Annotated in this window: 23 protein-coding genes, 1 tRNA gene and 1 pseudogene; 8 read left to right on the top strand and 17 right to left on the bottom strand. The window is 60.4% G+C overall.

Features of this window, described 5'->3' with window-relative positions; all coding sequences use genetic code 11:
- The first annotated feature begins 19 nt into the window (after window positions 1-19).
- The 3 genes from M5B44_RS27725 (at window position 20) to M5B44_RS27715 (ending at window position 4,977) form a co-directional block, all read left to right on the top strand.
- The gene (locus M5B44_RS27725) at window positions 20-1,075 is read left to right on the top strand and encodes a substrate-binding domain-containing protein (protein WP_248741204.1); all 1,056 of its coding nucleotides are present in this window, start codon (window positions 20-22) and stop codon (window positions 1,073-1,075) included.
- Window positions 1,076-1,183: 108 nt separating this feature from the next.
- Entirely contained in the window at window positions 1,184-3,571 is a 2,388-nt protein-coding gene (locus M5B44_RS27720) for a TonB-dependent receptor plug domain-containing protein (RefSeq protein ID WP_248741203.1), read from the top strand.
- Between the two features lie 41 nt (window positions 3,572-3,612).
- Window positions 3,613-4,977 (top strand): APC family permease, encoded by a 1,365-nt coding sequence (locus M5B44_RS27715; RefSeq protein WP_248741202.1) that lies wholly within the window; start codon window positions 3,613-3,615, stop codon window positions 4,975-4,977.
- On the opposite strand, the gene M5B44_RS27710 is transcribed toward M5B44_RS27715, so the two are convergent.
- The 3 genes from M5B44_RS27710 to M5B44_RS27700 form a co-directional block, all read right to left on the bottom strand.
- On the bottom strand, window positions 4,974-5,435 hold the full coding sequence (locus M5B44_RS27710; RefSeq protein ID WP_248741201.1) for a DUF3574 domain-containing protein: 462 nt from the start codon (window positions 5,433-5,435) through the stop codon (window positions 4,974-4,976). The two genes, M5B44_RS27715 and M5B44_RS27710, sit on opposite strands and share 4 nt — an antisense overlap.
- A gap of 189 nt (window positions 5,436-5,624) precedes the next feature.
- The gene (ahr, locus tag M5B44_RS27705; protein WP_248741200.1) at window positions 5,625-6,656 is read right to left on the bottom strand and encodes an NADPH-dependent aldehyde reductase Ahr; all 1,032 of its coding nucleotides are present in this window, start codon (window positions 6,654-6,656) and stop codon (window positions 5,625-5,627) included.
- A gap of 51 nt (window positions 6,657-6,707) precedes the next feature.
- Window positions 6,708-6,953, bottom strand: a complete 246-nt coding sequence (locus tag M5B44_RS27700; protein WP_248741199.1) for a hypothetical protein — start codon at window positions 6,951-6,953, stop codon at window positions 6,708-6,710.
- A 163-nt stretch (window positions 6,954-7,116) separates the two neighbouring features.
- Between M5B44_RS27700 and M5B44_RS27695 the strand changes: the two genes are divergently transcribed.
- From M5B44_RS27695 to M5B44_RS27685, 3 genes are all read left to right on the top strand, one after another.
- On the top strand, window positions 7,117-7,761 hold the full coding sequence (locus tag M5B44_RS27695) for an ATPase (RefSeq protein ID WP_248741198.1): 645 nt from the start codon (window positions 7,117-7,119) through the stop codon (window positions 7,759-7,761).
- An 85-nt stretch (window positions 7,762-7,846) separates the two neighbouring features.
- Complete coding sequence (locus M5B44_RS27690) at window positions 7,847-8,188, top strand: hypothetical protein (protein WP_248741197.1); 342 nt, start codon at window positions 7,847-7,849, stop codon at window positions 8,186-8,188.
- A 154-nt stretch (window positions 8,189-8,342) separates the two neighbouring features.
- Window positions 8,343-8,735 (top strand): DUF1801 domain-containing protein, encoded by a 393-nt coding sequence (locus M5B44_RS27685; protein ID WP_248741196.1) that lies wholly within the window; start codon window positions 8,343-8,345, stop codon window positions 8,733-8,735.
- A gap of 52 nt (window positions 8,736-8,787) precedes the next feature.
- Here the strand turns inward: M5B44_RS27685 and M5B44_RS27680 are convergent.
- From M5B44_RS27680 to M5B44_RS27650, 7 genes are all read right to left on the bottom strand, one after another.
- Window positions 8,788-8,862 (bottom strand) — tRNA-Gln (locus tag M5B44_RS27680).
- Between the two features lie 194 nt (window positions 8,863-9,056).
- Window positions 9,057-9,506 carry a hypothetical protein gene (locus M5B44_RS27675; protein WP_248741195.1) on the bottom strand — a complete coding sequence of 150 codons (450 nt, stop codon included), beginning with the start codon at window positions 9,504-9,506 and terminating at the stop codon, window positions 9,057-9,059.
- The gene (locus M5B44_RS27670; protein ID WP_248741194.1) at window positions 9,490-9,774 is read right to left on the bottom strand and encodes a hypothetical protein; all 285 of its coding nucleotides are present in this window, start codon (window positions 9,772-9,774) and stop codon (window positions 9,490-9,492) included. The genes M5B44_RS27675 and M5B44_RS27670 overlap by 17 nt, the downstream gene beginning before the upstream one ends.
- 79 nt (window positions 9,775-9,853) lie before the next feature.
- Window positions 9,854-11,317 carry a GDL motif peptide-associated radical SAM/SPASM maturase gene (locus M5B44_RS27665; protein WP_248741193.1) on the bottom strand — a complete coding sequence of 488 codons (1,464 nt, stop codon included), beginning with the start codon at window positions 11,315-11,317 and terminating at the stop codon, window positions 9,854-9,856.
- Between the two features lie 99 nt (window positions 11,318-11,416).
- Complete coding sequence (locus M5B44_RS27660; protein ID WP_119429119.1) at window positions 11,417-11,998, bottom strand: DUF1842 domain-containing protein; 582 nt, start codon at window positions 11,996-11,998, stop codon at window positions 11,417-11,419.
- Between the two features lie 40 nt (window positions 11,999-12,038).
- Window positions 12,039-12,674 carry a DUF1842 domain-containing protein gene (locus M5B44_RS27655; protein WP_114882446.1) on the bottom strand — a complete coding sequence of 212 codons (636 nt, stop codon included), beginning with the start codon at window positions 12,672-12,674 and terminating at the stop codon, window positions 12,039-12,041.
- Window positions 12,675-12,708: 34 nt separating this feature from the next.
- Window positions 12,709-12,894 (bottom strand): DUF1843 domain-containing protein, encoded by a 186-nt coding sequence (locus M5B44_RS27650; RefSeq protein WP_248741192.1) that lies wholly within the window; start codon window positions 12,892-12,894, stop codon window positions 12,709-12,711.
- Window positions 12,895-13,441: 547 nt separating this feature from the next.
- Between M5B44_RS27650 and M5B44_RS27645 the strand changes: the two genes are divergently transcribed.
- Window positions 13,442-14,359: a LysR substrate-binding domain-containing protein gene (locus M5B44_RS27645; protein WP_248741191.1), complete on the top strand. Its 918-nt coding sequence runs from the start codon at window positions 13,442-13,444 to the stop codon at window positions 14,357-14,359.
- 40 nt (window positions 14,360-14,399) lie between these two features.
- Here the strand turns inward: M5B44_RS27645 and leuD are convergent, their stop codons facing one another.
- From leuD to M5B44_RS27620, 5 genes are all read right to left on the bottom strand, one after another.
- Window positions 14,400-15,008, bottom strand: coding sequence for a 3-isopropylmalate dehydratase small subunit (leuD, locus tag M5B44_RS27640; RefSeq protein WP_248741190.1), 609 nt, complete (start codon window positions 15,006-15,008; stop codon window positions 14,400-14,402).
- Between the two features lie 3 nt (window positions 15,009-15,011).
- Window positions 15,012-16,433 (bottom strand): 3-isopropylmalate dehydratase large subunit, encoded by a 1,422-nt coding sequence (gene leuC / locus M5B44_RS27635; RefSeq protein ID WP_248741189.1) that lies wholly within the window; start codon window positions 16,431-16,433, stop codon window positions 15,012-15,014.
- Between the two features lie 134 nt (window positions 16,434-16,567).
- Window positions 16,568-17,053 carry a MaoC family dehydratase gene (locus tag M5B44_RS27630; protein ID WP_248741188.1) on the bottom strand — a complete coding sequence of 162 codons (486 nt, stop codon included), beginning with the start codon at window positions 17,051-17,053 and terminating at the stop codon, window positions 16,568-16,570.
- Entirely contained in the window at window positions 17,050-17,919 is an 870-nt protein-coding gene (gene panB, locus M5B44_RS27625) for a 3-methyl-2-oxobutanoate hydroxymethyltransferase (RefSeq protein ID WP_248741187.1), read from the bottom strand. The genes M5B44_RS27630 and panB overlap by 4 nt, the downstream gene beginning before the upstream one ends.
- A gap of 26 nt (window positions 17,920-17,945) precedes the next feature.
- Complete coding sequence (locus tag M5B44_RS27620; protein ID WP_134826571.1) at window positions 17,946-18,563, bottom strand: LysE family translocator; 618 nt, start codon at window positions 18,561-18,563, stop codon at window positions 17,946-17,948.
- Window positions 18,564-18,686: 123 nt separating this feature from the next.
- On the opposite strand from M5B44_RS27620, the gene M5B44_RS27615 reads away from it, so the two are divergent.
- On the top strand, window positions 18,687-19,139 hold the full coding sequence (locus M5B44_RS27615) for an Lrp/AsnC family transcriptional regulator (RefSeq protein ID WP_134826572.1): 453 nt from the start codon (window positions 18,687-18,689) through the stop codon (window positions 19,137-19,139).
- A 14-nt stretch (window positions 19,140-19,153) separates the two neighbouring features.
- Here M5B44_RS27615 and M5B44_RS27610 read toward each other — a convergent pair whose 3' ends face one another.
- A complete protein-coding gene (locus tag M5B44_RS27610) occupies window positions 19,154-19,666 on the bottom strand; it encodes a GNAT family N-acetyltransferase (protein ID WP_248741213.1) in 513 nt (170 codons plus the stop codon).
- Window positions 19,664-20,221, bottom strand: a pseudogene (locus M5B44_RS27605) (HD domain-containing protein); the annotation flags it as partial. The gene M5B44_RS27610 and the pseudogene M5B44_RS27605, both read right to left, overlap by 3 nt.
- Window positions 20,222-20,255 lie beyond the last annotated feature (34 nt).

Genomic DNA, 20,255 nt, shown 5'->3' with positions numbered 1-20,255 from the left:
ATGCTTCAAGGAAAGATCCATGCACGGTTCAATCAAGCAGTTCGCACGTCATTGCCTCACCGGCGCCTTGCTTTCGGCTCTGGCGCTGAATGCCCAGGCCAAGGCCTTGCCCGGTGCCCCGGCACCGTTCGATAAAGGTCAGGTACAAATTGCGCTGGTGGGGTATCTGTTCTCCGGGGATTTCCCCGAAGCCTACCTGCGCGGCGTCGAGAAACAGACCGAAGCACTGGGCGCCAATCTGCGGGTATTCGATGCCCGGCAACAGGCGGCCAGTCAGGGCGAAATGATCGATCAGGCGGCCGACCTCGGAGTGGACGGGATCATCGTGCAACTGGGTCTGGCCGAAACCCTCAAGGGGCCGATTGACCGTGCGCTCGCCAAAGGCATCAAGGTCGTTGCCTTCGACGTCGATCTGAACACACCGCAGGTGACTCAGGTCGAGCAGGACCACCACGCACTGGCGCGTCTGGCACTCGATCAAGCGGTGAAGGACAACGGCAACCGCTTCGACGCCGGCTACGTCTACATCAGCGGTTTCACACCGATGGAGCGTCGCGACGAGATCTGGAGCCAGGTCAAAAAGAGCAATCCGGGGATTATCGAGAAGGCGCGGTTCGGCACGCTCAATCCGCCGATTGCCAACTCCGTGGCCGATCAGGCCAGCGCCGTGCTGCGGGCCAATCCGGGGATCAGCGTGATCTTTGCGCCGTTCGATGAGTTCGCCAAAGGCGCGAAGATCGCCGTCGATGAGGCGGGCCTGAGCAGCAAGGTGAAGATCTACAGCGCCGACATTTCTACCGCCGACATCCAGATCATGAAAGAACCCGACAGCGCCTGGGCGGCGACGGCGGCGGTCAATCCGCAAGTGGCCGGCGCGATCAGCGTGCGCAGTCTGGCGTTGCTGATTGCCGGCGAGAATCCGGGGCACAAGGTGCTGGTGCCGCCGACCTTGATTACCCGCCAGCAGTTGCTGGATCTGGATGTGAAAAACGTCCGCGATCTGGGGCAGAAACTGCCGTCCTTCGGTGATACCGCCAATGTCGCGCGGGCGCCGTGGATTCCTGTGGCGAACTGAAAATCCCAACACCCAAAAAACTACAGCAGACATTTGCCGTGCACTGACTGACGACTCCTTTTTTGTCGGCAGCGGACGGGTATTAGCTGCGATAAAAGGAGCTGTCACATGATTCACCGTTCCCGTTCATTACTGGCTGTCGCTGTTGTCAGTGCGATCTGGCAACTTCCCGCACAAGCCGAGGACACTTCCACCCACATCGACGATGACACACGGTTGGGCACCGTGCTGGTCACCGGCACCCGGGGCACGGCGCGCACGGTACTGGATTCGCCGGTGCCAGTGGATGTGCTGACCGCCGAAGACCTCAAGTCCGCCGGTGCCGCCGACGGCGAACTGGGCGCGGCGTTGCAGACGCTGTTGCCGTCGTTCAGCCTGCCGCGCCAGTCCAACTCCGGCGGCGCCGACCATGTGCGCGCCGCACAGCTGCGGGGCATGAGCCCGGACCAGGTGCTGGTACTGGTCAACGGCAAGCGCCGGCACACCTCGGCGGTGGTCAACGACTCGTCGAAAATCGGCCGTGGCACGGCGCCGGTGGACTTCAACTCGATCCCGATCAGCGCCATCAAACGCATCGAAGTGCTGCGTGACGGCGCCGGTGCGCAGTACGGTTCCGATGCGATTGCCGGGGTGATCAACATCATCCTCGACGACGCCCCAGAGGGCGGCGAAGTGTCCACCAGCTATGGCGCGTATCACACCCATCAGGACGCCATCGGCAAAACCACCACCGACGGCCAGAACAGCGTGACCACCGCCAAGATCGGCACACGCCTGGGCGAGGAGGGCGGTTTTATTCGTGGCGGCACCGAGTACAAGAACCGCAACCCGACCAACCGCGCCGGCTTCGATGGTTTTGCCGACACGCCGGGCCAGCGTAACTACGTGATGGGCGATGGCCTGGCGCGGGACGTGAACCTGTGGTTCAACGGTGAACTGCCGCTGGCCGGCGGCAAGGCCTACAGCTTCGGCACTTACAACCAGCGCCATACCACCGGCGCCGAGTTCTATCGTTATCCGTCGGAGCAGCCGCAGTTCTATCCCAACGGCTACCTGCCGCAATCCCTTGGCGACAACACCGACATTTCCGCCACCGCCGGTTTCAAGGGCTTGATCGGCGACGATTGGGACTTCGACAGCAGCCTGACCCATGGCCGCAACCGCTTCGAATCGGCTACCCGGCGCACCCTCAACGTCAGCCTCGGTGCGGACTCGCCGACCCGTTTTGACACTGGCGATTACGAGTTGCGCCAAACCACGGCCAACCTCGATTTCAGCCGTGAGCTGCACCTCGGCGGCCGCTCGTTCGTGCTGGCGCTGGGCGGCGAATATCGTTACGAGAACTACCTGACGTTCGCCGGTGACGAGGCTTCTTACATCGGCTCCGGGGCCGACGGCGCCAACGGTTTGCGCCCGAGTGAAGAATCGGATCTGGACCGCAACGTGTTCGGCACCTACGCCGAATTGTCCGGCGATCTCACCGACCGGTTCTTCGTCGACGCCGCCACCCGCTGGGAGCATTACGACGATGCCGGCAGCAAACTCACCGGCAAGCTCAGTGGCCGCTACAAGCTGACCGAGCAGTGGGCCGTGCGAGGCGCGGTGTCGAACAACTTCCGCGCACCTTCGCTGGCGCAGAGCGGCTTCCAGAACACCACCAGCAACTTCGGCGAGGGCGGTACGCTTACCGACATTCGTGTGCTGTCGGTCAACGACCCGATTGCCCGGGCCCTCGGTGCGCAGAAGCTCGATCCGGAAACCTCGAACAACTACAGCCTCGGCCTGACGTTCCAGTTGAACGAACGTTTCGATGCGTCCCTTGATGTGTTCCGCATCGACGTCAAGGATCGCATCACGCTGTCCCAGCGCATCGGTAGCGACGCACTGGAAAGCTATATCAACGACAACTTCGGCGTGCCGGGCGTGCACGACGTGAACTTCTTCACCAACGCCGCCGACACCAGCACCCACGGTGCGGAACTGGTGCTCAACTACCACCAGCCGTTCTACGAAGGGCAACTGGGCCTGACCACCGCGTACACCTACAACCACACCAAGGTCACCAGCACCAAGGGCACGCCATCGCAGCTGACCGCGCTGGGGATCGGCAACGATGCGCTGGTGGGTGTCGAGGAAACCAACACCCTGACCGATGCGGCCCCCAAGGATCGTTTCGTGTTTTCCGCCAACTGGGCCAGCGAACACTGGGGCTTGCTCGGACGTCTGACCCGTCAGGGCGAGACTACCCGGGTGTTCGATTTCGGCGACTCGCAGCCCGAGCAAACCTATGGCGCGGTGTGGCAACTGGATGCCGAGGTGACTTACAAATTCACCCCGAAATTCAATATTGCCCTGGGCGGCAACAACCTGACCGACAACTACCCGGAACGCTCCGGCTCGGCCATCAACTACGGTGGCAACCTGCCGTATGACGTGCTCTCGCCGATCGGCACCAACGGCGCTTACTACTATGCCCGCGCCACTTACGGCTTCTGAGATTTGCCGCCATGGATGGCGGACCCTCTGCAGGATCACGCATGAGTCAAACCAACGGCCCCCAACGCCATTTGCCGGTATTCCAGGCGTTGTTGATCACCCTAGGCATGGTCATCACTACCGATATTCTCAAAACCGCGCCGACCGTTGCCTTGAACGTCGGGCCGGAACATTTCTATTGGGTCTGGGTTCTCGGCGGACTGGCGTCGATGGCCGGGGCCCTGTGCTTTGCCGAGATGGCCACCGCGTTTCCGCACTCGGGCGGTGACTATCATTTTCTGCGCACCGCCTACGGCGAGCGCATGGGTTTTCTGTTCGCCTGGTCGCGTTTTTCAGTGATGCACACCGGGTGGATCGCGTTGTCGGCGTTCATGTTTGCCGACTATTTCAACGCGGTTTTTCCGCTGGGACAGTACGGCTCGGGGCTGTTTGCCGGCGCGATCATTGCGGCATTGGTGTTGCTGAATCTGACGGGCAAGCACATCGGTTTCATCACCCAGACCGTGCTGGTCGGGCTGCTTGCTCTCGGGTTCCTGAGCATTGCCAGCGCCGGGGTCTGGCTGGCGTGGCAAGGGATCGAACCGACGCTGCCCAGCGATCCCGTCGTGCCCGAACACACCGGCGCGGCAGGATTTTCCGCCGCGATGATCTTTGTGTTTCTGGCCTTCGGCGGCTGGAGTGATGCGGCGACGTTATCCGCCGAAGTGCGCGATGGCCGACGCGGAATCTTCATCGCCATGCTTGGCGCACTGACGGTGTTGATGGCGATCTATCTGACGCTGAACTGGGCGTTCGTCCGAGGGCTGGGATTCGAAGGCCTGGCGGCGAGCAATGCGCCGGCGGTGGAGCTGTTGAATCGTGCATTCGGTGCTCCCGGTGTGCTGCTGATTCTGTTGATGGTCGGCATCGCGGCCATCGCCACCATCAATTCCACGCTGCTGGTCGGTGCCCGCACCACCTACGCCGCCGCCCGGGACGTGCCGCAATTGCGTCGCTTCGGCGAGTGGGACGAGCGCGATGGCGTACCGCGCAAGGCCTTGCTGGCGGAGGGGGCGGTAGCGTTGTTGCTGGTGTTGTTCGGCAGTTTTACCCAGAGTGGATTCAACACCATGGTCGAGTACCTGACACCGGTGTACTGGTTGTTCCTGAGTTTGAGCAGCCTGGCGTTGATCATTCTGCGGCGGAGATTTCCCGAGGTGCCACGACCGGTCAGGGTGCCGCTCTATCCGCTGTTGCCGCTGCTGTTTTTCGGGCTTTGCGTGTACATGCTGTATTCCAGCGTGACGGTGGTGGGGTTGGGGGCGTTTCTGGGGATCGGGGTGTTGCTGGTGGGGGCGCTGGTGCTGGCGGGGTTGAGCCGCCTGGTGTCGACACCTCGGCAAGCTCTGCAGCAGACAGCGGATTAGAACGATATCTGGGCCGGCTGAGACAAACGCAACACCGACAAATCCCCCGTGATGCGCTTGTACGCCAGACGAATCGCCTCGATGTCGCTTTCACGCTTCGGCCCGCTTTCGTGCAGGATCACAATCACCTTGGTCGCCAGCCGCTCAGGCACTTTCGCATCATGGTCCTTCCACTGCCCGTAGGCGTCCAGCACGGTGAAACCGTCCGGGAACCGCGACGTCACTTCCTGATCGAGAAACTCCCGCCAGCGCGCGGGGCTCACCACACCTTCCTTGCCTTCTATCGGCCCCACCGAGAAGTACAACTCGGTGCGCACCCACTGCGCCTGGGCCGGGCGCGTGGCATCGCCTTGCAGGGTTGAACTGGCGGGATCTTTGGTGTGTACGGAGGAAGGAGGAGGCGTGGCACAACCGCTGATTGCCAGAAACAGTGCAGCCACCAACAGGCTTTTTTGCATGGAACGTCCTTTTTTATGAGTTGAGTGCAGGCGAGAGCCATCATAAGGGGCATCAGTAATAGCGATAAAAGATTAAAAAATGGCCGTCTGCTTGATTTACGGAATAAGGAGATCAGCGAGAAAACCATGAAACAGCATTTTCTCCGGGACAAAAAAGGCGCATGAGCTGTTAACTCATGCGCCTTTCATTCATTTGCTGGCGTTCAATACGATCCGATACCGTGCCTTGCCGCTGCGCAGATGTTCGACGGCCTCGTTGACCTTGCTCATCGGAAATTCTTCGACCTGCGGCAGGATCTGATGCCGTGCGCAGAATTCCAGCATGGTCGCCGCCGTGGCAGGCGAGCCCACCGGTGAGGCTGACAGGGACTTTTGCTGAGGGATGAGGTTGAACACGTGCACCGGAATCGCATCGGGCACGATGCCGACGAAGTGCAGCCGCCCCTTGCCGCGCAGGGTGGCGAGCATGGCTGTCCAGTCGAGGTTGGCATTGGCGGTGATCAGCAGGAAATCCAGCGTTCCGGCAATCGCCTTCAGCGCACCGCTGTCGGTGGAAGCGACGACCTTGTGCGCTCCAAGACGTTTGGCTTCGTCCTGTTTGCTCAGCGACGAGGTGAACGCCGTGACGTCGCAGCCCCACGCATTGAGAAAGCGCAGCGCCAGGTGGCCGAGGCCGCCGATGCCCACCACGCCGACCCGATCGGTTGGCTTGATGTCGAATTCCACCAGCGGGTTGAACACCGTTGAGCCGGCGCAGAAGAGCGGGCCGGCGAGGGCGGGATCGAGGTTGTCCGGGAGTTTCAGCGCCCAGGCCCAATGGGTGCGCAGACGATCGGCGAAACCGCCGTGGCTGCCGATAATCGTGGGTTTGGCGGTGGCGCAAAGGTGATGGGAGCCGCCGATGCAGGAAGAGCAGTGCATGCAGCTACCCTTGTACCAGCCGATGCCCACCCGCTGTCCGACCTCCAGTCCGCGAACTTGCGGGCCTGCACGCACGATGCGGCCAACCACTTCGTGTCCGGGAATGAACGGGTATTGGCTGATGCCCCAATCGTTGTCGATCAGCGACTGGTCGGAGTGACAGACGCCGCAGTATTCCACGGCGACTTCGACTTCTTCATCCTCGAGCGGGCCGGGATCGTAACTGTAACGCTCCAGCGGAGCGCCGGCCGAGGTGGCGGCCCAACCGGTAAATGTAGTGGGTTCGGTGTTATTGCTCATCGGACACCTCCAAGTCTGGCGCTGCGGGCGCAGCCTGAAGAGTCTAGCGGGTCATCGCGTATGCGCGAGCCAGGTGTCCAGCACGCGCCGGTCGAGTTCTTCCCAGTCCGCCATGCCCAGCACCCGCGTGGTGTTGAGGCCGCGCAGATAGCCGCGCAACTGATTGGCCACGGCCCGTACCGACTCCGAATCAGTCGCTGACTGACCCAGCACGGTTTCGTATTCGACGAGGTATTCGGCCACCCGGTCGCGGAATTCGGGCAGGACGGCATCGCGGATCAAATCAAAGGTACGCACGGAAAATCCTCATTTGTTTTCGTTGTGATCGAGTGTGCAGCAGTCTGCACGCTGGGCAACTATTGGTTCAAGTAATAGTGACCATCAAGAAACGCAAGTTCTGCTTTGCGGCCGACAGGCGGAAAATCGCCTCCATCGAAACGCAGCTCAAGGAATTTGCGCGATGAAGACTCTGACCCGACTGGCTTTGGTCGCCCTGCTGATGGGCGGGGTAACCACCACTGCACCGACTTACGCAGCCGACGCCGGTACGTGCCATTTTCTTCCCATCGGCGGCGCCGGCAGCGGACTGCAGCACTCGCAAACCGTGGGTGTGCTGTACAGCGAAAACACCCTGGACAACTTGCAATACCTCGAGCGTTACCACGATGTGGCGGTGAACGGTGCCAAGGATGCGCTCGATGCGCGAATCCGCGAGGCCTTCGTCAACAGCTCCGATCCGGAACTGGCCATCGACTGGTTGATGAGTTCGTTGCAACAGCAGTTTCTCTCGGTGACTGTCTACGACAACCTGGATCAACTGGTGCAGGCCCATCCCGACGTGGTGGTGATGCTCGACACCCACAACCGTCTGCTGACCCAGCGCAACAGCCAGGTAGAAGCGCGCTTCGCCGCACGCTTCTACGACGCCAACCTGCAATACATCGGCAAGGCCGAAGGTGCGGTGGAAAAACAACTGCCGTCGGTGTGGGTTCACAACAAGGCAGCGCCCGAGATTGCAGCGCAGATTGAACAGCAACGGGATCTGCAATTCAGCGCCCTGAAGCAGTTCGATGATTCGCTCAAGGCCCTGGTGAGTGCAGGCTGAACACTCTTATTAAAACCGCAACGGCAGCGCCCGTGACGCTGCACGTTGCTTGAGAACCGAACCTTTTATTTTCAGGATCTTATCCATGCGTGCCCTTTTTATCCCTGCCATGGCTTCTGCCACTTTGCTGCTGACCGCCTGCGCTTCCGCGCCGAACGATCCGACGTTGACCTTGCAGACCCACAAGACCCCGGCCCAGTACGCCGAATGCGTCGTGCCGAAACTGCAAAACAGTGCGATGAACCCGACCGTCTCCCAGACCCAGCGCAGCTACCGGATCGTGGTGCCGAGCAAAGTGTCGGCAGACAACGTGCTGGAAGCCTACAAAGCGCAGGACGGCGGCAAGGTGTTCTTGTACGAGCGCCACTTGCTGGCGTCGAGTTTCATGCCGTCGAGTTTTGAACGAGCCGCCCAGGAGTGCCTGTAACACCCGACGGTCAGCGCTTTTGACGATGCTCCTTTGGTTGGCCGCAACCAACCAATTCCTTTGCCCCGCACCTTGCGGGGCTTTTTTTTGCCCGGCGTCTGGCGCAGTCGGCGCTACGCTGGATAGCGGACAAGGTTTTCGGGAGAACAAGGAGATGAAGAAGGACAGCGGTGGCGCGGCGACCGAGAATCCCTCGGTGCTGATCGACGCCAGAATCAACGAACTCAACGACTGGCGCGGCCAGAAACTGGCCGAGATCCGCGCGATCATTCACGAGGCCGATCCGGAGGTTATCGAGGAGTGGAAGTGGCGGGGCGTTCCGGTCTGGTCACACAACGGCATCATCTGCACCGGAGAGACCTACAAGGCCGTGGTGAAAATGACGTTTGCCAAGGGCGCGGCGCTGGAGGATCCGTCAGGACTGTTCAATGCCAGCCTTGAAGGCAATACCCGGCGGGCGATTGATGTTCACGAAGACGACAAAATAGATGCAAAGGCACTGAAAGCGCTGGTGCGTTCGGCGATTACGTTGAATTCAAAAAAATGATTTGCCGTTGAAGGCAGAGGTGAAGCGGAGGAGGGTGAAACGAGGAAAAAAATGGCAGGGGCGGCTGGATTCGAACCAACGCATGGCAGGATCAAAACCTGCTGCCTTACCGCTTGGCGACGCCCCTGTAGCTATTGGTTTCAGTCCCGAGAGGACCTCTGCAACAGTGGGCGGCACTTTACCAGCGCTCTTGCGTTCTGGGAACCCCTGAAGCAAATAAATTTCATGGAAAACAGCTACTTATTTTCAAACCCGTGTTTTGTGAGCGTGTTTGTGGGCTTTTTCACGGGTCGCAGGGTACTCAGTCCGGGTCAGGCGAAATCAGTCGCTGCTGCAGCCGAGCAGAATCCAGCGTTGGCCTTGGGCGTGAACATCGAGCGCGAACTCCCAGAACACGGGATAGCCAGGGTGACCCTTTTTTAGCCAGAAAGTGCACACCTGATCAGCCTGTTCAACGTGTGCGGCTTCCAGCAGTTTCCCGGCAAGCTGCAAGACCTCGGCTCGTTTCAGTTCCAGATCGATAGGGCCGGCGCCCTCATCGCCAGGGTAGGTCAATGATTCAATGACCAGCTCCTTTGCATCCTCGACGGATAACGGTGTCGTGCGATCCACCTCACAGTTGCCTGAGACCGAAGCCCTGAGCGCATCGACCAATGACTGATTCGCGTCCAGAGGACCGTAAACGTTAACCCACACCTGATAATTCCACCCGTAAAGCAGGTGCTCCAATCGAAGGAAATCCTCTGGTCTGTTATCACTTGCTACCTGCATGAACGCTTCCTTTAACCAATGTGTTTGCCACGAAACCGATTGCGCATTGATCGCAGTAAAGTCCGTTGATGAATTGCTCAAGAGGCGGGGCATTGAGCGATTGCGGCTCGCACTCGTCTATGGCCAGTTGGTCCAGCCGGCGATAGCCTGTTTTTTCTTCCTCGGGAAACAGCTTGCTCGGGCTGGCAGCGCCTATGAGGATACTTTTGGGGCGAACGGCGTGAGCCGAGCCGCAGCGAGGGCAGGCCTCTTCGCAGTCACGTTGCATGGCATGACCTGACACATAGAGAGAGGCCGCCAAGGATACAGATGTTCTTGACGGTGGTCTCTCCCGTGCAGCGTCCGGCTCAGCTCAACGTACTCGGCGCCACCCCCAGCAACCCCGTCAACGTGTTCATGATCGCCTGCTGACGAGCCCGGTCCGTCTGGTGCCTGGCCTCGGCCGCCGCGACGTCGGCGTGGCAGTGCGGGCAGATCGATTCATGGGGGTGGATGTATTGCAGGCAACTGCGGCACAGCGCCAGTTGCACGGGGATGCGTCCTTCCTCCGGCGACTTCTGGCCCTGATTGATCCAGGCGAGTTTGATCACCTGGCCGCTGTCGCTGACGCTGCTGACGTGTTCGCCGGTGTCGATGCGTTCGGTGATCAGGTCGAAACGGCCGACGGCGAAGGAGCGTTGCGCCGCGTCTTCGAGCTTGACGATGCGCTCGCGCAGTCCGCGCTTTTGCAGTTCCAGGGTGCGGTAATGGCAGTACGGGTTGTTGCCGGGTTTGCCCAGCAACGAGTGGGATGTCCATGTGCAACCGCCCCGGCAGACATCGTTGTAATAGCAACTGCGGCAGTAACCCCACAGGTCGTCGACCGAGCGCAGGCGGCCAAAGTGGATGCCTTCGCTGTAGTGCCAGATATCGTGCAGGCTCATGTTGCGCACGTTGCCGCCGGAGAAACCGACGGTCGCCAGTGACGGGCAGCCTTTCACCGTGCCGTCCGCTTCGAGCGCCAGTACGGTTTGACCCGCCGCGCAGCCGCTCCAGTGCACGCGCTCGTCACCGAAGCCGCGCCACAAATGTTCGTAAGGGCCGTAATAGCCGATGTTGTTGCCGACGTTCATCAGCAGGCCGCGATCCACGCCTTCGCGGTACAGCCGTGCGAGCAGCGGCATCACCTCCAGCAATTGATAGGGTTGCAGCAAGAGTTCCGGGTGATCCACGGCATTGCCCATGGCCACGGTGATCTGGATCTGCCAATGGGTGGCGCCGAGTTCGATGATGGTGTCCATCAACTCCGGCAAGTCAGGCAGAGTCGCTGCGCCGATCTGGGTGTTGACGCTCACCGCCAGCCCGGACGCCTTGGCCCGGCGCAGGGTATCGACTGCCTTGTCAAACGAACCGGGGACGTTGCGCACTTTGTCGTGCAACGGCGCGAGCCCATCCAGAGAAATTCCGACCCCGTTGAGGCCCGCATCGACTGCTGCCTGCATCTTCGCCGGCGTCAGGTTGCGTCCGCCGGTCTGGATCGCGCAGTACATGCCGTGGTCGTGGATGGCCTGGATCAGTTGCGTCCAGTCCTTGCGCAAATAGGCTTCGCCGCCGATCAGGGTGATCTCGCGGGTGCCGAGGGCCGTGAGGGAATCGATCACGTCGAGGCATTCACGGGTGTTCAGTTCATCGGGGCGTCGATGACCCGCGCGTGAGCCGCAATGCAGGCATTTGAGGTCGCAGGCCAGGGTGATTTCCCAGACCACGTGCACCGGCACGTAGCGTTTGAGATCGGTGTCACTGAGGTAGCGGGCAGGGCGGATGTCTGTCATGGGAGATCCTTGCGCACGGTCCTGTGCGCGGCACGATTGGACTGACCTTGAAATCCGGCAAGACGCCGGGCGCGAAGGATCGCGCCCGGCGTATGCGGTTTAGCGTGCTTCCAGTCGGGCAATCTCCGCGTTCAGTTGCTCAAGGGCACTGCGCAATGCGCCTTCGTGAGCCAGTTGCTGCTCGCCCTGTTGCACGGCGGTCTTGAGCTGTGCCAGATCCCCGCTGGTCTGGGCCTGTTGCACGGCAACGGCGTACAGCGGCACGTGTGGATGCGGCACCGGTTGCGGCTCCACGGTTTGAGCCTGATGCACCGCGACGTGTTTTACGACGTGCCATTGGCCTTGCTCTTCGTAGCGGTAGTCGGCAAAACCGCTGGCCCAGTCACCGCCGAGAATGCCTTTGAGATGGAAGGTCTGGGCGATCTGGCTGAGCGGGCCGCTCGGGCTGCCGGCCAGGTTGAGGATGATGTGGTTCTCGACCGCCGAGGTCAGCTTGACCTGGCTGTAGTCGCCCCAGACCTGAGCCCGAAAATTGACGGTAGGCCAGGTAGCCTGAAATACACTGGCCACGCCGCTGACTTTCTTGCTGACGGTGTTGACCAGCAGATCCAGGGTCAAGACAGGTGCGCCGAGTAAATCGTTTCTGACAATGAGGCGGGTATGGAAAAGTCCGATCGACATGATGCTGCTTCCTTGAATGATGATGGAGTCCAGTGGCCGATCAGCGACTTTGCAGGCGGCTGAGTTCGTTTTTTGCGGTATCCAGCGCGATCCGCAATTGCGGTAGCTGCTCCAGTTGTTGCTTGGCCAGTGCGGCCAGGCTTTTCATCTGGGCCAGGTCGCCGGCGGCGATGGCGCTCTGGATGGGGGCGGCGTACAGCGGCATGATCGGACGGTGTGGCTGGATCACGGGGCCGGGATGGAAAGGCTGAAAGGCGTTAGATGGCACCGACTCGACCAGATGCGCCGGGGCATTGGTGACTTCGATCCATTGAGAACCGTTGTAATACTCGTAATTGGCGACACCTTCTCTCCAGTCAGTACCGACTACCAGCCGGATCTTGAAGTTGACGATGGAGTTGGAGCCTGGACCGCCATGATTGCCCTGGGCGGTGATCAGGATCTTGCTGACACCGGGGGACATGACGGTGAGATAGGTGTATTCACCCCATACATCGGAATGCAGGTCGAGCGGCGGATTGACGGCCTGGGTGATGGTGGCATTGCCGTTGACTTGCTCCTGAGGCGTTGAAACCAGGAGGTTGAGTACCAGGCTTGGTGCGCCAGGCAGTCCCGTGCTGATCCGGTAGCTCACCGGAAACAGACCGACGTTTTGTTGCGAAACAGAACCAGACATGTGAATTGCCTCCATTGCAATGTGGGAAATGGCCTTAGTGTTTTTCCAGACGGGAAACTTCTTTGGCCAGTTTTTCGTACGCGGTTTGCAGCTCCTTCGCTTCCGGCTTCGTTGAATCGCGCTGCTTCAACAAAGTCTTCATCTGATGCAGATCTCCTCCCGTGATGGCGCTCTGGATAGCGACACCGTAAGGCGGCATGTTGTGTTTTGAGCCAGTCATATCGAGGGTTTCCTCGTGGTGGTTGCCGAACATCCCCTTCAGGCGAGGGGCGTCTTTCCTGACAGGCAGGCGACAGCCAGCGGCAGGAAACACTGGCGACAGTGGTGCCTGGCGAGGTGAAGGCCTGATCCGTCCGGATCCGTCAAATCGTGGTGATTGAATGGGCGCCGATGCGACGCCGCGGGCGTCAGCCGAAACCGTCCGGTCTGCTGTCCGGAATCGGGGAGCGCGTCTGCCGTGGCAGAGGGCAAGAGAAGTTCGCCTGTACGTTGGTCATCTTTCTGTCCTTGATAGAAAGCAACGAAACACAGGGATAGGTTGTTCACTCATCAAGAGTGCATTAACCCGCAAGCACAAAAACCATCCCTGATTTTTCTTCCAGTGCTGCTGATGGCGTTCGTCGAGAGACGTTTGCCAAGTGGCCAGCATATCGCCAGCCACGCAACCCTAGCCCTGTTTGTGGGGGGCTGCCAGAAAAAGCGCCGAACGGTCATGGCCGCTGCTATCCTGCGCGAATCATGAAGCAGGCAGTGGGTGATCGAGCTGTATGAACACGAATCGTGACCAGTTTCCCTTGCCCGAAGACCTCAAGGTATTCCTGACGGTCATCCGCAAGAACAGCTTCGCCAGCGCCGCCGACGAGTTGGGCTATTCCCCGGCCTACGTCAGCAAACGCATCGCGGTGCTCGAAAGCACGCTCTCGACAAAGCTGTTGCACCGCACCACCCGGCGCATCGCCCTGACCGACGATGGCGAGCGGGTACGGATCTGGGCGGAAAAGCTGCTGGGGGATTTCGATGATTTCCTCGGCGAGATTGCCCAGGCCCGGCACCAGCCAGCCGGGTCGCTGCACATTTGCAGCAGCTTCGGTTTTGGCCGCAATCACGTCGCACCGGCGATCAGCCAACTGGCCCGAGCCTGCCCGAAGCTCGACATTCGCCTGGACGTGTTCGACCGCGTGGTCGATCTGGTGGGCGAGGGTTTTGATCTGGAAATCCTCGTCGGCGATGACCTGCCGGGCCAGCATCTGGCGCGCAAACTGGTGAGCAACCGGCGGGTGTTGTGCGCCACGCCGGATTACCTCGAGCGCCGGGGCACGCCGCAATCCCTCGAAGATCTGCAAGACCACGACTGCCTGGTGCTGAAGGAACGCAACAATGCGTTCGGCATCTGGGAACTCACCAAGGACGGGCAGCAGGAATCGGTGCGGGTCAGCGGCCCGTTGTCCTCCAACAGTGGCGAAATCGTGATGGAGTGGGCCTTGAGCGGCGGCGGGATTCTGTTGCGCTCGATGTGGGACGTCAAACCGATGCTCGAACAGGGGCGGCTGGTGCAGGTGCTGGCTGATTACACCCAGAGCGCCAACGTCTGGGCGGTGTACCCGACGCGGCTCAGCGAGTCGGCCAAGTTGCGGGTGTGCGTGGAGTTTCTCGAAGAGTATTTCCGCGACTTGTCCGTCGAATGAAAAACCGGGTGGTTCAGTGAGCCACCCGGTTTTTTTGTGTTCAGCCCAGCCAAGGGTTTTCCGCGAGATGTCGTGCCTCGAACGCACGAATCTGTTCGGCCCGTTGCAGCGTCGTGCCGATGGCGTCCAGCCCCAGCAACAGTGACTGTTTGCGCAGTTCATCGATCTCGAAAGCGATCCGTGTTCCGTCAGCCAGTTCGATGGTCTGCTCGGGCAGGTTCACGCGGATATGCGCGGTTGCCGGAACGCTGATGAGGTCGGCGATCAGCTTGTGCTGCGCGGCATCGAGCTGAATTGCCAACACACCGTTGCGCTGACAGTTGTCGTAGAAGATCCCGGCAAACGTGGTGCCGATCAGCGCCCGGATACCGACCTGCTTCATGCCCCACACCGCGTGCTCACGACTGGAACCGCAGCCGAAATTCGGTCCGGTCACCAGAAACGCCGCGTCCTGCCAGGCGGGCTGATTGAGCACAAACTCGGGGTTGGGCGCACCCGAGGCCAGAAAACGCAGATCGAAGAACAGTCCCCGATCCAGCCCCTGACGATCGATGCCCTTGAGGAACTGCTTGGGCATGATCACGTCGGTGTCGATGTTGGCCGCCAGAAACGGCGCGGCGCTGCCGCTGATAGTGGTGAACGGTTGCATGGCTCAAACTCCCGGCGCGAAGGCGCGAACGTCAGTCAAATGTCCGGTGATGGCGGCTGCGGCGACCATCGCCGGACTCATCAGGTGGGTGCGCGCACCGGCGCCCTGACGACCTTCGAAGTTGCGATTGGTGCTGGAGGCGCAGCGATCACCCGGCGCAAGGACGTCGTCGTTCATCGCCAGGCACATCGAGCAGCCAGACTGCCGCCATTCGAAACCGGCGTCGCGAAAGATCTGCGCCAGCCCTTCGTCTTCCGCCTGATCGCGCACCAGCGTCGAGCCGGGCACGATCATCGCCCGCACGTGGGGCGCCACATGTCGGCCCCGCACCACACGGGCAACGTCACGCAAGTCTTCGATCCGCGCATTGGTGCAGGAGCCGATGAAGGCGTGGCTGATGACCACTTCGCTCAGCGGCGTGCCGGGTGTCAGACCCATGTAATCGAGGGCGCGTTGCAAACCCTGACGCAGAATCGGATCGGGCTGGCTGGCCGGATCCGGCACACGACCGCCGACCGGAGCGGCCTGATCTGGGCTGGTGCCCCAGGTGACCATCGGTTCCAGAGCCGAGACATCCAGGCTGACTTCACTGTCGAACACCGCGCCATGGTCGCTGTGCAGGCCTTTCCAGCGCTCGACCGCCAGTTCCCAGATTTCGCCTTTCGGCGCACGCGGCTTGAGTTGCAGATAGGCGAAGACCTTGTCGTCCGGTGCCATGAACGCCCCACGGGCACCGGCCTCCACGGCCATGTTGCAGATGGTCATGCGTGCTTCGACGCTGAGATCGCTGATCGCCGGGCCGGTGAATTCGATGGCATAACCGGTGGCCCCTGAAGCACCGATCTGCCCGATCAGCGCCATGATGATGTCTTTCGACGTGACACCCGCACCAAGCTCACCGTTCACCGTCACCCGCATGGTTTTCAGGCGTTTGTAGACCAGGGTCTGCGTCGCCAGCAGGTGCTCGATTTCCGAGGTGCCAATGCCGAAACCGAAAGCGCCCAACGCGCCGTAAGTGGTGGTGTGGCTGTCACCGGCCGCCACCACCATGCCCGGCAGAATGAAACCCTGTTCCGGCGCCACGACGTGTTCGATGCCCTGGCGCTTGTCCAGTACATCGAACAGCTCGATGCCGAAGTCGCGGCAGTTCTCTTCGAAATACGACACCTGCCGCGCACCTCCGGCGTCCGGCATGGTCGCGATGCGGGTCGGGGCAGTGGGGTTCACATGATCGACCACCGCCAGCGTGGCCGCCGGGCGCCAGACCTTGCGTCCGGCGTCGCGCAATCCGCTGAAGGCTTGCGGACTGGTGTATTCGTTGGCGACCTGGCGGTCGATGTAAAGCAGCACATGGCCCTGATCGTCGAGGGTGCAGACCGTGTGACTGTCGATGTGTTTCTGGTACAGGGTTCTGGGGCTGGGCATGGCGTTGGCTCTTTTCTGTCAGTGCAAAACAACGTGCTAACAGAGTTATTGATCGCCAACCCGGCATCAAGAGCGCATTGGTGATGCCATAGGACACGAAGTGTGAACAGTCATCACGTCAGCGGCGATTGAAATTACTGCTTTGGCGCACGAGCAGCATCGCCGCTATCTCCTGCAATCAGCAAACGCTTCAGTAGCTCTCGCTGGTCTGCACTTGGAGCCACCCCTCGGGTTTCGCCCTCCAGAACGACGACACCATCCTCGTTGGTCAAGGTGACGACTGCCGTCGCCCGTCCTTTGCTATCTAATTCAGTGATCAGCCAAACGCATGTCACGGTGTCTCCCGGATAAACTGGTCGCTTGAAATTAAAAGTCATCGACGCTGCCAGCCAGCCGATCTGACCACCAATTTCAGTAACCAGGCTGGCCGTCAGCAATCCGTGCGAGACGGGCGCTTTGAAGTGATGTGCTTCGGCAAAGCGCTGGTCGAAATGCACGGGATTATAGTCGCGGGAAATCTGCGCAAAACGCAGGATGTCTTCGACCGAGAAGCAGCGGGAGAGGGTGAAGCGGTCGCCGATTTTCAGACCGTCGGCCGCGCGTTGTCTGAAGCTTTTCATCGATGGTTTTTTTCCTGTGCACGATCAAGAGGAAATGCATGCTCGGGCCCCGGAAACTTCCCCGTTTGCACATCGTCGGCGAAGTCGCGGGCCGCGCCGAGCAGCACACCGCGAAGGTCGGCGTATTGCTTGACGAATCTGGGCAGGTGTCCGGTCCTCAACCCCGCCATGTCCTGCCATACCAACACTTGAGCATCGCAGCCCACGCCAGCGCCGATGCCAACGGTGGGGATGGAAACAGCGGCGGTGATTTGCGCCGCGACTTCGTCGGGCACCATTTCAATCAGCAATGCAAAGGCGCCTGCGGCTTCAAAGGCACGAGCACTCTCGATCAGCCGATGTGCCTCCTGCCCCCGTCCCTGAACACGATAGCCGCCGAGTTGATGTTCAGCTTGCGGTGTGAATCCGATGTGCGCCATGACAGGTATTCCGGAGCGCGCAAGTAGCGCGACTTGGGGCAGTATCTCCATGTCACCTTCGATCTTGACGGCATGTGCACCTCCTTCCTTCATGAAGCGTACGGCGGTATGGAAACATTGCTCCGGCGTAGCCTGATACGAGCCGAACGGGAGGTCGGCGATCACCAGAGGTCTGCGCGTCGTCCGGCTGACGGCACGCACCAGAGGGAGCAACTCATCAACCGTCACAGGCAATGTCGATTCATGGCCGAAGACGTTGTTGGAGGCCGAGTCACCCACCAGCAAAACGGGAATTCCGGCCTCTTCGAAGATGCTCGCGGCGTACATGTCGTAGGCCGTGAGCATCGCCCATTTCTGGCCGAGCACCTTCATTTGCTGAAGATGAGGAATGCGAACGCGTGAGTGCGGGTTCTGGTTGTTGCCATAGGACGAGGTTGTGTCACTCATGGTTGTGCCTTTTGTGAGCGTCATTTTCAGGTGGGTATCTGTTCTGCCAGCAGAAACGCTGCGATCAACACCATGATTGCGCCAGAAAGGCGACTGACGAATCGCGCAGCCACGGGACGTGCCTGTAGAACAGAACGCGAGCCGAATCCGACCAACAGGTAAATCACCCCACAGCTGAAAGCGTGTAAAAGCCCCAGCGCCATGATCTGTATCGGCACCGGCCATGCCGCTGTCGGGTCTGTAAATTGCGGCAGCAGGGCCAGGAACAAAAGAAAGACCTTGGGATTGAGGCCGCTGACGCAGGCACCCTTGATCGTCCAGCGTGACCAGGAACCCGACGTCTGATTCTCTGCCGCTTCGGGCGTGGAAGGATTGCGCAACATGTTGATGCCCAGCCACAGCAGATAAAGGCTGCCGGCGATCGTCAGTATCGAGAGGGCGAGGGGATTGCTCGCCACCAGCCCTCCGACTCCGGCCGCCACTACCAGCGTTGCAAGCAAATGCCCGATCAGTAATCCCGCCACGGCGGGCAGCACGACACGGCCAACCAGCCCCGCCGAAATGGCGTATGCCCAGTCTGCACCGGGGGTGATCACGAACAGAAACGAAACCGCCCAGAAGGCGGCGAACAGACTCAGGGACATCTTTTATCTCGTAAACAGTGGGCTTTTGGCGTGCAACGTTCACGAAAAAGAATATTGGAATCGGGCTAGAATCTTTTCCCAAATGTTCCAGTATTGGCAGTGTGATGTGGGAGAAAAGCGTTAATGGACAGAATTGATCAGAAGATTCTTGCCGAGCTGCAAGCCGACGGTCGTCTGTCGATCACAGAACTGGCTGATCGGGTCGGGCTCAGCCTGTCTCCTTGCCATCGTCGGGTTCGGGCGCTCGAAGAGAGCGGGGTGATCATCGGCTATCGTGCGCAGCTGGCGCCGGGCGCGCTGGGTCTGAATTTTTCGGCGATGGTGTTTGTGACGCTGCGCGAGGGCAATCGCCAGGCGGTGGAGGCGTTTGAAGACGCAGTGACGCAGATCCCGCAAATCGTCGAAGCGCAACGACTGTTCGGTGAGCCCGACTACTTGCTGCATATCGTCGCGCGGGATCTGCCGGCCTTTCAGCAGCTCTATGACGAGCGCTTGTCGACCTTGCCCAATGTCCAGCGACTGACTTCTACGCTGGTGATGAAACGGGTGATTCAGGATCGTTCGCTGCCGCTTTGAACGACAGAGAACGGTTACTCGGTGGCGTCAAAGGCCTTGTGGTAGCTGACGACACCGATTGGCAACTCCCCACCAAACGCCAACGCCTGAAAATACTCCGCCGGAATCCCCGGCAACTCCAGACCCGCATGGGCCTTGAAGCCAAAACGCCCGTAGTAGCCTGGATCGCCAAGCACCACGCAGCCAACGCCGCCGATGCGCTGCAACTCCGCCAGCGAGGCTTTCATCAGCGCGGAACCGATGCCTTGCTGCTGGCGGGTCGGGCACACGGAGATCGGGCCCAGGCCATACCAGCCTTGAGCGCCGGAGGAAATCGTCACGGGTGAAATGGCCACATGGCCGACCACCGAGTCATTTTCCACTGCCACCAGCGAAACGCTGAGCTGACCGGCGTGGCGCAAGGCGTTGACGATGAATTGTTCGGTGTGGCTGGAGTGTTCTTCGTGCTGGAACGCGGCCTCGGTGATTCGGGCGATGGCGTCGATGTCTTCGGGGCGTTCGTTGCGGACGGTGATGTTTGTATTCATGCGTTCTCGGGTATCCCGGTCGATCAGGGTTCGAAGGGTTTCGAACAGCGGATCGGCGTTGGTGTATTGCTTGCCGTAGGCCAGGTTGAAGCCATAGTCGAAGTCTGGCGGATTCTGTCCTTGAGTGTGTTGTAAAAGTGTTTCCAGCTTGTCCAGCGCCTTTACGGCTTTGGCTTCGGGGGAGCCGGCGTTTTCGTAGTCGTCCCAGAGCGCGAGGATTTCGTTTCTCAGGGCGTCGTCCAGAGATCGGGTGAGAAGGAGCAAGTCGTTGCGTTCCTGTTCGCCCTTGTCGGGAAAACCGGCTTGAACCACCGCCGGAATGTCTCCGTTGATGGCCTCGCCGAGGTCGTGGATGACGCACATTTTCAGGACTTTCAGCACATCGAGCCCGGCGAGGTCGTCGGCGAACACGATCGCCATCAGGCACAGGCGCCAGCTGTGTTCGGCGGTGCTTTCGCTGCGCCCGGAGGAAGTGTGCGCGCTTCTGAGGACGTCCTTGAGCCGTTCTGCTTCGCGCAGGAAGTCGAGGCGTCCCTTGATCTTTTCGAGGTTCATACGGTGGCCGGAGTAAGGAGAGCAGGGCTCAAAG

The organism is Pseudomonas sp. MWU12-2029 (assembly GCF_023242425.1).
In the GTDB taxonomy this organism is placed as follows: Bacteria; Pseudomonadota; Gammaproteobacteria; order Pseudomonadales; family Pseudomonadaceae; genus Aquipseudomonas; species Aquipseudomonas kribbensis.
This window is presented reverse-complemented; position numbering and strand designations above follow the sequence as displayed.

What these genes read in the sequence shown, in the direction of transcription:
- M5B44_RS27610 (WP_248741213.1), bottom strand. Translation starts at nt 19,666, where the DNA reads ATGAATACAAACATCACCGTCCGCAACGAACGCCCCGAAGACATCGAC.
- panB (WP_248741187.1), bottom strand. Translation starts at nt 17,919, where the DNA reads ATGAGTGACACAACCTCGTCCTATGGCAACAACCAGAACCCGCACTCA.
- M5B44_RS27695 (WP_248741198.1), top strand. Translation starts at nt 7,117, where the DNA reads ATGAAGACTCTGACCCGACTGGCTTTGGTCGCCCTGCTGATGGGCGGG.
- M5B44_RS27650 (WP_248741192.1), bottom strand. Translation starts at nt 12,894, where the DNA reads ATGACTGGCTCAAAACACAACATGCCGCCTTACGGTGTCGCTATCCAG.
- ahr (WP_248741200.1), bottom strand. Translation starts at nt 6,656, where the DNA reads ATGAGCAATAACACCGAACCCACTACATTTACCGGTTGGGCCGCCACC.
- M5B44_RS27725 (WP_248741204.1), top strand. Translation starts at nt 20, where the DNA reads ATGCACGGTTCAATCAAGCAGTTCGCACGTCATTGCCTCACCGGCGCC.
- M5B44_RS27710 (WP_248741201.1), bottom strand. Translation starts at nt 5,435, where the DNA reads ATGCAAAAAAGCCTGTTGGTGGCTGCACTGTTTCTGGCAATCAGCGGT.
- M5B44_RS27715 (WP_248741202.1), top strand. Translation starts at nt 3,613, where the DNA reads ATGAGTCAAACCAACGGCCCCCAACGCCATTTGCCGGTATTCCAGGCG.
- M5B44_RS27720 (WP_248741203.1), top strand. Translation starts at nt 1,184, where the DNA reads ATGATTCACCGTTCCCGTTCATTACTGGCTGTCGCTGTTGTCAGTGCG.
- leuC (WP_248741189.1), bottom strand. Translation starts at nt 16,433, where the DNA reads ATGCCCAGCCCCAGAACCCTGTACCAGAAACACATCGACAGTCACACG.
- M5B44_RS27675 (WP_248741195.1), bottom strand. Translation starts at nt 9,506, where the DNA reads ATGCAGGTAGCAAGTGATAACAGACCAGAGGATTTCCTTCGATTGGAG.
- M5B44_RS27690 (WP_248741197.1), top strand. Translation starts at nt 7,847, where the DNA reads ATGCGTGCCCTTTTTATCCCTGCCATGGCTTCTGCCACTTTGCTGCTG.
- M5B44_RS27620 (WP_134826571.1), bottom strand. Translation starts at nt 18,563, where the DNA reads ATGTCCCTGAGTCTGTTCGCCGCCTTCTGGGCGGTTTCGTTTCTGTTC.
- M5B44_RS27630 (WP_248741188.1), bottom strand. Translation starts at nt 17,053, where the DNA reads ATGAAAAGCTTCAGACAACGCGCGGCCGACGGTCTGAAAATCGGCGAC.
- M5B44_RS27645 (WP_248741191.1), top strand. Translation starts at nt 13,442, where the DNA reads ATGAACACGAATCGTGACCAGTTTCCCTTGCCCGAAGACCTCAAGGTA.
- leuD (WP_248741190.1), bottom strand. Translation starts at nt 15,008, where the DNA reads ATGCAACCGTTCACCACTATCAGCGGCAGCGCCGCGCCGTTTCTGGCG.
- M5B44_RS27615 (WP_134826572.1), top strand. Translation starts at nt 18,687, where the DNA reads ATGGACAGAATTGATCAGAAGATTCTTGCCGAGCTGCAAGCCGACGGT.
- M5B44_RS27660 (WP_119429119.1), bottom strand. Translation starts at nt 11,998, where the DNA reads ATGTCGATCGGACTTTTCCATACCCGCCTCATTGTCAGAAACGATTTA.
- M5B44_RS27655 (WP_114882446.1), bottom strand. Translation starts at nt 12,674, where the DNA reads ATGTCTGGTTCTGTTTCGCAACAAAACGTCGGTCTGTTTCCGGTGAGC.
- M5B44_RS27670 (WP_248741194.1), bottom strand. Translation starts at nt 9,774, where the DNA reads ATGCAACGTGACTGCGAAGAGGCCTGCCCTCGCTGCGGCTCGGCTCAC.
- M5B44_RS27665 (WP_248741193.1), bottom strand. Translation starts at nt 11,317, where the DNA reads ATGACAGACATCCGCCCTGCCCGCTACCTCAGTGACACCGATCTCAAA.
- M5B44_RS27685 (WP_248741196.1), top strand. Translation starts at nt 8,343, where the DNA reads ATGAAGAAGGACAGCGGTGGCGCGGCGACCGAGAATCCCTCGGTGCTG.